A 13166-nucleotide genomic window follows, 5' to 3' on the forward strand; every position below is an offset into this window, starting at 1 on the left:
GCGTGATATTGCCGCCTCAGAGGTTATCATATCCGAGATTGACGATAAAGTCAGGCAGGTGCTTAGCCCTTATGATAATGTCATCGAACTACTCAAAGGCATACCGGGCTTCAACCTTAAAACGGCTCAAGACCTTATTGCCGAGATTGGATTGGACATGAGTGTCTTTCCCAGCGAGAAGCACCTGTGCTCCTGGGTAGGTATATCTCCCGGCAACAATGAGAGCGCGGGCAAAAAAAAAGCAGACGAACCACCCACGGCAACAAATCCGCCAAAGCGGCAATCGTAGAAGCTGCCTGGGCGGCGACAAGGACGAAGAATACATTCTACAGTGCAAGGTATCACCGGTTGGCAGCAAGACGGGGCAAGAAAAGAGCCCTGGTAGCTATAGGACATTCGATCCTGAAGTCTGTCTACCATATACTAAGTACACAAAAGGATTATCATGAACTTGGAGCCGGCTATATCAACCAGAAAATGGAAGCCAAACGTAAGTCCTACCTGAAGAAAGAGTTGGAAAAACTGGGCTATCAGGTGGATTTGGTCGATACTAAAGCCGGATAGCTCAAATTACAATAAAGGTCGATGTTTACTGGCGCCAGTTATCCAAATAGGTAACATATAAGCCGACAATGAAACTGACTTCAACAGCTAAGTACCAAAGATTGTGGAATAAACCACGTGTATGAAATTTTAATTTTCTTGGCTGTTCCCTTTTAATATATCCAATAACCGTGCATTTATTACCATAAGTGTTATCTCTTGTTTTGTCTGAAATAACGATTTAATAACTAAAAGTCCTATTTAGGGACTATAAACTATAATTTATTTACGTATGAAACCTTACTATTTATGCATTTTTTTGCTGTTATTTCTGAGTGATTGTGGAAAATTCAATGTGAATAACCAATCAGGAACCAGAGAACCGGATTCGGGCACATACAATGATGAACTTGCCGCTTTCCCAGGGGCTGAGGGCTTCGGACGGTATGCTACAGGTGGACGCGGAGGCAAAGTATATCATGTGACGACCCTGGAGGACGGGAATTATATAGGCACATTTCGTTACGCCGTTCAGCAAAAAGAAGTGCGTACCATTGTTTTTGATGTAGCGGGTACTATTTTCCTGAATGGTAGTCTGGATGTTAAGGAAGGCAATCTGACAATCGCGGGACAGACCGCGCCCGGACAAGGCGTTTGCGTAGCCGGATATCCGGTAACAATCAAAGCAGATAATGTAATTGTCCGTTACTTGCACTTTCGTGTCGGTAATGAAAGTGGAGGTGATTACGATGGATTTGGCGGCTCAAGGAGCAATAATGTGATTATCGACCATTGTTCTATCAGCTGGTCGATTGATGAGACTTGTTCTTTGTATGGCGGCGAAAACCTGACCGTTCAATGGTGTTTCATAACAGAAAGCCTTCGTAATGCGGGACATGTAAAAGGGAGTCACGGTTATGGGGCGATTTGCGGTGGGGCAAAATCTTCGTTTCATCACAATCTGATGGCGCACCACGAAAGCCGGGTACCACGTCTTGGTCCTCATGCTTCGACTCAAGAACGCGAGCATGTGGATATGCGAAACAACGTTTTCTATAATTGGGCCGGGAACGGCTGTTATGGCGGTGAGGGAATGAAGGTTAATATTGTCAATAATTATTACAAACCGGGACCTGCGACCCCAAAGAACAGTCCGGTCAGCTACCGTATTGCCGCTATCGGCGTACGTACTACGAAGTATTGTACCCGTGAGGACGGAACGCCCAACGCATGGAAACCGATGGAACATGTCTGGGGCAGGTTTTATGTGGATGGTAATATTATTGAAAACAATGCCGAAGTGACAAAAGACAACTGGACAAAAGGAATTTACGGACAAATCAATAATGCCCAATGTGACAATACTTTTACTGAGCAAGTGAAAAAAGAAATACGGTTAAGCATTCCTTTGGAGACAGGTATAATTACCACACATACGGCAGAGCAAGCTTATAAACTGGTGGTAGCATACGCGGGATGCTCCAAGCAGCGCGATATTATCGACTCGCGTATCGCAGAAGAAACCCGAAACGGTACGGCGACCTATTTTGGAAGCATAGCCAAAGATGCGAAGGACAGACCTGGATTGATCGACTTGCCAAGTGATGTGAAGCCGGCAGGAGCAATGAGCGCATGGCCAGAATTGAGCAATGGGGGAATAAGCCCGGATGAGTTGAGAGATTCAGACGGAGACGGTATACCCGATGTATGGGAAATTGCCCATAAATTGAACGCGCAAGACGCTTCTGATGGTAATACTACGATATTAAGCAAAGCCGGATATACAAATCTGGAGATATATATGAATAGTTTAGTAGAGGATATAACCCAAAACCAGAATACACTGAAATAAAAGAAATGGTTAAGAGAAAACTCATAGTAATATACTTGTTTGTCAGTATGTTCGTATACGGATATGCTCAAGGTAATTCTTCCCCATTCCACGCCGTGGTAGCGGAAGACGGAAGTGGTGATTATACAAGTATTCAGAAAGCGATTGATATGGCGCCTGATAATTCTGCAACACCTTGGCTGATTTTTGTAAAAAACGGTTCGTATAAGGAACAAGTATTCATACCCAAGACAAAACCGAATATTCACCTGATAGGCCAGGATAAAGATAAAACGATCATTCACCATAGATTGAATGTCGGTGGAAAACCGGATGATAATACTCCTAATGAAAAGCGTGGCTACTGGGAGTATTCGGTACATAATCCGGCGTCTGAAATGTATAAATGTGAAGGAGCGGTCGTCAGGATAGAGGGGTCCCATTTTTATTCGGAAAACATTTCGTATATCAACGATTGGGGAGTGGATTTCCAAAGTGGCCCACAAGCATTGGCGATGAATACTCAGGCCGATTGCGTCGCTTTTAACAATTGTATTTTCCGGTCTTTTCAGGATACATGGATGACCTCTATGAAAAACGATGCAAACCGTATTTATGCGAGAGACTGCTGGATCGAAGGAGCAGTTGATTATTTTTACGGGGGAGGCGACGCCCTGCTCGAAAACTGCACATTTTATAATGTGCGCAGTGGCTCGGTAATCGTTGCCCCCAGCCATAAGACAGCCAAATATGGCTATGTGTTTCGCGACTGTACCATAGATGGTAGCAGTGCGGCGGCGGATGGCAAACAAAAGTTGGGTCGTCCCTGGCATAATTCGCCTCGCGCAATTTATATCCATACGACAATGCGTATTCCTGTCGCTCCCGAAGGATGGGCGAACATGGGAGCTGTACCCGCCTTATTCGCTGAATATGACAGCCGTGACCAGGAAGGTAATGTATTGGACTTGAGTCTTCGCAAGACAGAATATGAAGGTCGTGGAGAAAACGCGCCCAAAGGGTCTTGTCCTGCATCCATTACCCGGGAGGAAGCTGATGGATATGTGTATGAAAATATTATCCATGGTAATGACGGATGGAATCCCCGTGCAATGATGGACAGGCTCCCAGCACCCGAAAATATAAAATTTCAGGAGGGAAAAGTTACCTGGATGGCTATTCCTGAAGTAACCGGATATATTGTTTTCGATGGGGAAAATATAGTGGGTTTTACAACAAAAACATCCTGCGTTTTATCCGGAACAGTTACGGCTCTGAGTATATGCGGCATAAATCGTCATGGTTCCTTAGGATTAAAATCCCAGTAATAAAATACATCGGTTAAATAATAAATAAAGCAACATGAAAAAAACGGTTATAATCTGCTTCTTATTTTTACTGGCAGGGAGTTTATCGGCACAACAAGGATCGGGAATGAAATTATGGTATGATCGTCCGTCCGGTTTATGGGTCGAAGCGCTGCCTCTTGGTAACGGGCGTATCGGAGCCATGGTATATGGAAATCCAGTTAATGAAGAATTCCAATTGAATGAAGAAACAATATGGGGAGGTTCTCCCTATAATAATACCAATCCTTTGGCTAAAAATGCTTTGCCGCAAATCCGGCAACTGATATTCGAAGGACAAAACATGAAGGCCCAGGAGTTGTGCGGTCCGGCTATATGTACGACGGGAGCTAACGGGATGCCTTATCAGACCGTAGGTTCGTTACATCTGGACTTCGAAGGAGTGGATTCATACAATGATTACTATCGTGAGCTCGATATTGAAAAAGCAGTGGCAAAAACGACTTTCTTGGTAAATGGAGTTAAATATATTCGTGAAGCTTTTACTTCTTTTACAGACCAATTGTTGATAATAAGGTTGACCGCATCTGAAAAGAATAAAATAAGCTTTACAACCCGTTTTACCAGCCCGTATAAAGACGCGGTAAAAAGCATCGACAATAAAATGGTACGGTTGGATGCAAAAACATCCGACACTGAAGGAATCAAAGGAAAGGTATGTTTCACTTCACTGGTCAGGATAGATAATGACGGCGGAAAACAGGAGGTCTTGTCTGACAGCACCCTGAAAGTGAGCGATGCCAACAGTGTGATTATTTATGTATCGACAGGTACTAATTTTAAAAACTATAAAGACATATCGGGTGATTCCGAAAAAGCGGCAAAAGATTATTTGAAGAATGCCGGAAAAAAATCATTCGAAAAATATATGGCAGATCATTCTGCGTATTACGGTAAATATTTCAACCGTGTTTCACTTGATCTGGGAATGAACGGGCAGGCTTTAAAGACTACTGATATAAGGATAAAAGAATTTGCCCATACATTCGATCCCCAGATGGCCGCACTATACTTTCAGTTTGGCAGATACCTGCTGATATGTTCGTCTCAACCGGGAGGACAGGCCGCCAATTTACAGGGAATCTGGAATTATCAACTCAAGGCGCCCTGGGACGGGAAATATACCACCGACATAAATGTCGAGATGAACTATTGGCCGGCGGAAGTAACCAATCTGGTCGAGATGCATGAACCTTTCCTCCAGCTTGTAAAAGACGTTTCGAAAACAGGCAGGGAGAGTGCGGCTATGTATGGTTGCCGGGGATGGACTTTACATCACAATACGGACATTTGGCGTTCGACAGGAGCGATAGATGGTCCGAGATATGGTGTGTGGCCTACATGTAACGCTTGGTTTTGCCAACATTTATGGGACAGATATTTGTTTTCGGGAAATAATGACTATCTCAAATCCGTATATCCTATGATGAAGGGCGCTTGTGAATTTTATTTGGATTTTCTAATCAAAGAACCTGATAATGGCTGGTTGGTAGTCGCACCTTCATATTCTCCCGAAAACGCTCCTAATGTGGATGGGAAAAGAGATTGGGTGATAACCGCAGGATGTACAATGGATAATCAGATGGTCTTCGACCTGTTTTCAAATACGATACAGGCTGCTTCAATATTATCTGAAAACGGATCTTTTATTGATTCTCTGAAAAATGTAGTAAAACAATTGCCGCCTATGCAAATAGGGAATTGGGGGCAATTGCAGGAATGGATGTATGATTGGGACAACCCTAACGATCATCATCGTCATATATCTCATTTGTGGGGACTCTATCCGGGTTATCAGATTTCGAAATATCAGGATTCCGCCTTGTTCGAAGCTGCAAAAACTTCCCTGATACACCGGGGAGATGCTTCTACCGGATGGTCGATGGGATGGAAAGTTTGCCTTTGGGCAAGGTTGCTCGACGGAAATCACGCATATAAACTCATTGAAGATCAGTTGAAACCGACAGTCGAAGAGAAAGGGCAAAACGGGGGAACATATCCTAATCTGTTCGACGCACATCCACCGTTTCAAATCGATGGCAATTTCGGTTGTACGGCAGGCATTGCCGAGATGTTAGTACAAAGCCATGCTGGAGCTGTACACTTACTTCCGGCATTACCGGATGCATGGACAGTTGGGACTGTAAAGGGATTGAGATGCCGCGGAGGCTTTGAGTTGGAAGAACTGGCTTGGGAAAATGGAAAGGTGAAAAAGGTTGTTATCAGGTCCAATATTGGAGGCACATTGCGAATATGCAGCAGAGAAAGCCTGAGAATGAAAGGACAATCCCTGGATAATACGCAATCCGTATTATCTGTTAATCCGCTGTTAGCGACACAAGATGTAAAGAAGCCGTTGATAGCGGATAACGCATCTGTTACGGCCACGTTTCCATATCCGGAATTCCTTTATGATATTGAAACGGAAAAAGGGAAAATTTATGAATTTGAATATAATCAATAAAAATAGAAAATGAGGAATTATTTGTATAAACTATTTTGTATCATATTTTTATTATTCTTTGCAATATTACTGATTCCGGAAAGGTTTACCGCGTCCCTTAATGCCGGAAACAGATATAAATACCTTTATGAAGGCTTGCCCTTCGAAATGCCGTTTATTGACCACCCTCAATTTCCGCCGAATGAAGTTAATTTAAAGGACTATGGCGGTATTGCTGATGGTATGTATATCAATACGGAGGTCTTTGAAAAAGCATTCAAGGCTTTATCTGAAAAGGGTGGAGGAACATTAATTGTTCCATCGGGAATATGGTTTACCGGACCTATTGTTTTCCGGTCCAATATTAATCTTCACCTTGAAAAAGGAGCTTTGATACTTTTTTCATCCGATTTTAATTTGTACCCACTGGTGAAAACCGTATATGAGGGTTTGGATACATATCGTTGTCAGTCACCTGTTTCGGGTCGTAATTTAGAAAATATAGCTATTACTGGAGAAGGTTCGATAAATGGTTCGGGGGAGGCTTGGCGGCCGTTGAAAAAGGATAAGGTAACTGAATCTCACTGGAATAAAGTTGTCGGGGCGGGAGGAGTACTGAAAGATTCGAATTATTGGTTCCCGAGTGAAAAATCACTTTTGGGTGAATCTTTAAATGCCAATACGCCTAATGGACGATTCTCGGATGAAGACCGGCTATCTTTCAAAGATTATCTTAGGCCTGTAATGCTTAGTTTTATTGAATGTAAGAATGTATTGCTGGAAGGCGTTCTTTTCGAAAACTCACCCAGTTGGAATATTCACCCGTTGATGTGCGAGAATGTTATTATTGATAATATAACGGTAAGGAATCCGGCTTATTCACAAAACGGAGATGGTATAGACCTTGAATCGTGTGTAAATTCGATCATCGTAGACTGTGTATTTGATGTTGGAGATGATGCGATATGTATCAAGTCGGGGAAAGATGAAGATGGACGCAGGCGTGCGCGTCCGGCGGTTAATCTGATTGTCGACAATTGTAAAGTTTTTAAAGGGCACGGAGGTTTTGTTGTCGGTAGCGAAATGTCGGGAGGAGTACGGAATATATCAGTTTCGAATTGCCAGTTTCTGGGGACGGATGTCGGTTTGAGATTTAAGGCCAATAGGGGTAGAGGCGGCGTGGTGGAAAACATTTATATCAATAATATCAATATGTTTAATATTGCTACCGAGTCTTTTCTTTTCGATTTATATTACGGTGACAAATCTAATCCGGATGATATTCCTCCGGTTGACGAAACAACTCCGGTATTCAGGAACATTTATGTGAAAAATTTGATTTCACGCAATGCTAAACGCGCCATGTTCTTTAATGGATTACCAGAGATGAATATAAATAATATCCATGTGGAAAATGTGGTTATCACAGCGGTTACAGGTGCAGAGCTATCCGAGTTGGAGCGTATCAAATTGACGAATATCGAGATAATACCGGAGACAGGCCCTGCTTTAATTCTGAATAATGTGAAGGATATGCAGGTAAATGGCTTTAAATATCCCGAACAGTTAACTGAAGCTGTACGCATTACTGGTAATAAGAATAAGACAATACAATTACCAAAGGCTATAAATAAAAATAATATTGTGGAGAACTTAAAATAACTAGAAGATGAAATATGCATTTATAGGGTTGTTTTTACTTTTATCTCTTTGCTCATGCAGTGCACAGAAAAACTATGAAAAAATGGCAGATTCAGAGATGAGACGTAATCCGGAAGCCTGGATGATCGATTTTTCCAAAACTCCCGGATGGAATTATTGTCATGGACTGGAGATGCAGTCTATCCTGCAGGTATGGAAAAGGACGGGCAGTTCACGATACTATGATTATGTCTATGAATATGCGGATATGATGATTAATGATGAAGGTAAAATAAAGACATATAAACCGGAGGAATACAATATAGACCGGATAAATACTGGGAAAATACTATTTCCACTGCTGGAAAAAACCAGAGAGGAACGGTTTTGCAAAGCTTTGACCTTGCTTCGTAGTCAGATGAATACACATCCGCGAACTACAAATGGAAGTTTTTGGCACAAAAAAATATACCAACATCAGGTTTGGCTGGACGGACTATATATGGCTTGCCCTTTTTTGGTACAATACGCTGTACAGTTTGATGAGCCGGCTTTGTTTGATGATGTCGCTTTGCAGATAATCGATGTACACAGGCATATGTATGATAAAAAAACAGGCTTATATTATCACGGATGGGATGAAAGCCGCCAACAGAGATGGGCGGATCCCCGAACCGGATTGTCTCCTAATTTTTGGTCGAGAAGTATCGGTTGGTATATGATGTCGGTAGTAGATGCGCTTGATTTTATTCCTAAGGATCATAAACAACGTCAGGAAATAATTTCTATTTTAAAAAATCTTTCACAATCCCTTGAAAAATTTAGGGATAAAGAAACAGGTATGTGGTACCAGGTGACCAATCAACTTGGAAGAGAGGGTAACTATCTCGAATCGACCGGATCTATCATGTTTATATATTCTTGGATTAAGGGGGCGCAGAAAGGTTATCTCGACAATGGCTATTTACAGAAGGGAATAGATGCTTATGATAAATATATCGAAAGATTTATCCGGAAAGATGCTGGTGGTGAATTGTCTGTAACCGACTGCTGTGCAGTTTCCGGTCTGGGTGGCGAGAAGGTTTACAGGGACGGGAGTTTCGAATACTATATTTCCGAACCTATACGGGACAATGATCCTAAGGCGGTAAGCCCTTTTATTATGGCTAGCATATTATTAGATAGGTAATACTTATGAGAAAATATTAGTGTGTTAATGTAAAATTAAATACTTCACTAAAAAGCAGAATCGAACAAGATAAAAATATTCGTAACGCGCAAAAAATTCCATACTTTAATAAATATAGGTGTTTAGTCCACCCTCGTCAGACTATCGTATATATTCTAATAGGCTTTCACCATGTATTTAATGAGCTAGTCAAAGATTGTGTCTATTACATCTACTCATTGAGACAACTTTGGCGCCTTTCTTTTGAAATGTAGTGATGTGTTCCGCATAGTCAAGTTTTGATATTCATTATATGATGATATAGTTCTGGCAAGCATTTCCCCCTACTGGACTTCACTTGTTCCAAGTTTGGATAATCTTTTTTCAAGAGCTTTTATAGGTGGTATTTTTTATTTTCCAAATTGTCTGATAAATTTTCTTAAACCCTGTCAATGTAGGAAAAGAAAACCTCAGCTTTCTAGCCGGAATTAATGCCAAAGGATTTATTCTTTGACCTTTTAGCCTGAAAAACTTGTTCTGTATTATGTTTTGTTAATTCCAATTTAACACTCTATAAATTCCAAATTATCATCATGAAATAAAACCAGATCATATTAATATTGCGTTATGCTTGTAAAAGTTTATCATTAAACCAAATTACCTAAAGAATAAAAACATAATTAGATGCCATGTCTTTAAACAAATTTCATCTGTTAGTTCTCCTTCTACTTTTATCCCTGTCAACATTCGGGCAGGATTCCCTGAAATACGATATTGTTGTCGACCGCAACGGCTGGGGCGATTACAGAAACCTGCAAGAAGCCGTAGAATCTGTCAGAGCCTTCAATCCGGCAGGAATAACCACTATATTTATTATGGACGGAGTGTATAAAGAGAAGGTGGAAATACCGACTCATATATGCAATTTGAGGATAATAGGACAAAGCATCGAAAACACGGTGGTCAACTTTGACGACCATGCCAACATCAACAAGATGGGGACATTCAGGACTTATACATTCCTTATACGCGGCAATGATATCAGCATGGAAAACCTGACCATCGAAAATTCCTCGCTTCCATTGGGGCAGGCTGTAGCATTGCATGTGGAGGGGGATCGCATCATATTCCGCAAATGCCGTTTTTTAGGCCATCAGGATACGATATATACAGGGAAAGAAGCTTCCCGTATCTATTTTGAGAACTGTTACATCGAGGGGACTACCGATTTCATTTTCGGCCCGTCCACATGCTGGTTCGAATGTTGTGAGGTACATTGCAAGAAAAATTCTTATATAACAGCGGCAAGTACATCTCAGCATATTGAGTTTGGTTATATATTTAACAACTGCAAAATTACAGTAGGCAAAGACGTAAACAGGATGTATTTGGGGCGCCCATGGAGGGCTTATGCCATGACTTTGTTTATGAATACTGAATTACCCGAAGGTGTCAGGCCCGAAGGATGGCACAACTGGGGAAAAGAAGAGAATGAAAAAACAGCACGGTATATGGAATACAACAACACCGGTGTGGGATCAAAAACCGGGAACCGTGTGGAATGGGTAAAAATACTTACTAGCGAAGAAGCCCGGAAATATACTGTAGAAAACGTAATGAAAGGTTCCGACAACTGGAATCCCTTAGTAAATAAAAAATACAAATATTGATTATGAAACGACTAACAGCGTTAACTATCTTATCCCTGTGCTTTCTGATTATGCAAGGAAAGATTTATAACATGCAGGATATGGGTGCAGACACAACAGGGGCAAAAGCATGTACGGCCTTGATCAACAATACAATCAGGAAAGCGGCACAGGAAGGTGGTGGCACTATTTATTTCCCTGCCGGACAATACCTTACGGCAGCAATACATATGGAAAGTAATATTACAATAGAAATTGAAGCAGGGGCAACGTTGAAATTTTCAACTAACTTCGAAGACTACCTCCCTTTTGTCAGGATGCGTTGGGAGGGTGTGTTCATGAACAGCCTGTCACCTTTATTCTATGCCCGTAATGTGGAAAATATAACCATTAAAGGACGGGGAATAATAGACGGGCAGGGACATACATGGTGGGCTGAATCGAGGCGTATTATTGACGAAATAAATAACAACGGAAAAACATTATCGACAAATTCATTCCAGCAGAAATGGCTCGATGCCAACAAAGGCATAAAAGTTTCGCCATATTATGAAAAGTCGCTTGAACGCAAATTCTTCCGTCCACCGTTCATACAGTTCCTCGAATGTAAGAACATTTTGATAGAGGGCATTACAATCCAAAATTCTCCGTTCTGGACTATCAATCCCGAAGGCTGCGACAACATTGTCATCACGGGCGTAACAGTGTACAATCCGTGGGCTAATCCCAAAGGACACAATACAGATGGCATAAACCCTTCTTCGTGCCGCAATGTCCGCATATCGGATTGTTTTATCAGTGTCGGGGACGACTGCATCACCATCAAGTCGGGACGGGATGAAGACGGCCGGATTTACGGCAGGCCTTGCGAAAACATTACAGTTACCAATTGTGTAATGCTGACAGGGCACGGAGGCGTTGTTATCGGCAGCGAAATGTCAGGTAGTATAAAAAAAGTAACAATATCCAACTGCGTATTTAACGGTACGGATGCAGGCATTCGTTTAAAGGCGTCACGCGGACGTGGAGGTGTGGTAGAGGAAATAAGGGTGAATAATATCATAATGAACGATATTCAGCGCAATGCTTTCATCTTCGACCTGTTCTACGATAAAGAATCACAGGCTGAGCCTGTCAGCGAACGCACCCCGGTGTTCCGCAATATTCATATAAGCGATGTAACAGGGAGCAATATAAAAAAGATCGGATATATTACAGGTATTGATGAGATGCCTGCCGACGAAATATCATTTTCAAATATCAACATGACCGCAATTGAAGGCTTTACCGTAAAAACGGCATCCAACATACATTTCCACAATGTGGATTTTTCATCTGAAAAGGGTAGTCCTTTTTCTTTCTCCGACACAAAGAATATTATACTCGACAATGTCCGTTCAAAAAAGCCTTTGCCTAACCAGCCTGTAATCTTGTTTGACAATGTGGAGAACACACTCGTCAACAACTGTTTCCAACTGACACCCGCCGATATTTTTTATTCGGCAAAAAACAGCAATATCATATGGGGCAACAATTTCATGCAAAATGTAAAAACCATCGAAGCAGGGCAATAATATGAAAACAGCCGTATTTTTTATATCATTATTATATAGCATTTCATTTTATCCTGAAAAACTCTTTTAATATTGCATTTATTATAGATTTTCGAAAAAATATGACCCAAATCTACTTTCTTAATCACAAGAGAAACTATCAGAACGAAATAAACCAATGGAATATACTGATAATAATGCTGTTTATAAAGATGTACATATATTTCTCGAAACGGCATCCGGAACATTTCTGTCCGAGATACTGATAAATACTGTGGTATTCAGCTTTTACAATAACAATTTAAAGGTACTTTTACTCCAAACCGGGGAAGGCTGCTGTTATTTTTTGCCTGAGGGATATATTTCTTGTCTTTTTCATATTAATCCTGATTTCTTCAAAACTTTTTGCTGCGTATGCTTTTTTATGGATGTAGTTTTGTAAAGTTTGTGAAGGTTGGGGAGTTAACGAAGTGATTTTGTGAACTTCCTTTTTTGTTTAGGCTGGGTTTAGGGATTGTTTAAATTTTATTTATTCCGTTTTTTTAGATAAAAAGAGGCTGCGGGTTATATAGGATTGATGCGAGAGTGAAGTTGTAAGTATTTTCTCGTATATTTTTGCACAGACTGCTGGTCGCTTACTTTTAAATGATTAATAGCGATTTAAATAATAATCCGTATATGGAAACCATATGGTAAAAAATCCTTTCTAAATAAAAACCGGCGTCTTACGAGGTTTATTGGAACTTTCAGTAAAACGCCGGGGTGTTATAACCTAAGGAAGATACTCCTTCAGTTGGCTATCTTTCCTCAAACCCATCTGTTTGATTTTCCTTACTTTGTATCCCTTCCTTGACAGCTTTTTCGATAGCTTCCCTGCGTTGCCTGCGCAAATACTCCGATTGATGGTTCCCCGTCATAACCAAGGCAGGCGGGACATCACCGAATCCGGATTTATACTTATCCAATTGAGT

The 13166-nt window shown here is 41.2% G+C and carries 9 protein-coding genes; all 9 read left to right on the forward strand.

What is annotated here, in order from left to right; translation table 11 throughout:
• On the forward strand, positions 1–289 hold a 289-nt coding region (locus ACFO6W_RS04445; protein WP_379994161.1), incomplete at its 5' end, for a transposase.
• A 59-nt stretch (positions 290–348) separates the two neighbouring features.
• Positions 349–564, forward strand: a complete 216-nt coding sequence (locus tag ACFO6W_RS04450; protein ID WP_379994162.1) for a hypothetical protein — start codon at positions 349–351, stop codon at positions 562–564.
• 271 nt (positions 565–835) lie between these two features.
• Entirely contained in the window at positions 836–2395 is a 1560-nt protein-coding gene (locus ACFO6W_RS04455; RefSeq protein WP_379994163.1) for a pectate lyase family protein, read from the forward strand.
• A 5-nt stretch (positions 2396–2400) separates the two neighbouring features.
• Entirely contained in the window at positions 2401–3702 is a 1302-nt protein-coding gene (locus ACFO6W_RS04460; protein WP_379994164.1) for a pectinesterase family protein, read from the forward strand.
• Between the two features lie 34 nt (positions 3703–3736).
• The gene (locus ACFO6W_RS04465) at positions 3737–6205 is read left to right on the forward strand and encodes a glycoside hydrolase family 95 protein (RefSeq protein ID WP_379994165.1); all 2469 of its coding nucleotides are present in this window, start codon (positions 3737–3739) and stop codon (positions 6203–6205) included.
• A gap of 9 nt (positions 6206–6214) precedes the next feature.
• On the forward strand, positions 6215–7846 hold the full coding sequence (locus ACFO6W_RS04470; protein WP_379994166.1) for a glycoside hydrolase family 28 protein: 1632 nt from the start codon (positions 6215–6217) through the stop codon (positions 7844–7846).
• Positions 7847–7853: 7 nt separating this feature from the next.
• Positions 7854–9014, forward strand: coding sequence for a glycoside hydrolase family 88/105 protein (locus tag ACFO6W_RS04475; RefSeq protein WP_379994167.1), 1161 nt, complete (start codon positions 7854–7856; stop codon positions 9012–9014).
• 668 nt (positions 9015–9682) lie between these two features.
• On the forward strand, positions 9683–10663 hold the full coding sequence (locus ACFO6W_RS04480; RefSeq protein ID WP_379994168.1) for a pectinesterase family protein: 981 nt from the start codon (positions 9683–9685) through the stop codon (positions 10661–10663).
• Positions 10664–10665: 2 nt separating this feature from the next.
• The gene (locus tag ACFO6W_RS04485; RefSeq protein WP_379994169.1) at positions 10666–12216 is read left to right on the forward strand and encodes a glycoside hydrolase family 28 protein; all 1551 of its coding nucleotides are present in this window, start codon (positions 10666–10668) and stop codon (positions 12214–12216) included.
• Positions 12217–13166: the final 950 nt, after the last annotated feature.

This window comes from Dysgonomonas termitidis (assembly GCF_042654545.1).
GTDB lineage: Bacteria > Bacteroidota > Bacteroidia > Bacteroidales > Dysgonomonadaceae > Dysgonomonas > Dysgonomonas termitidis.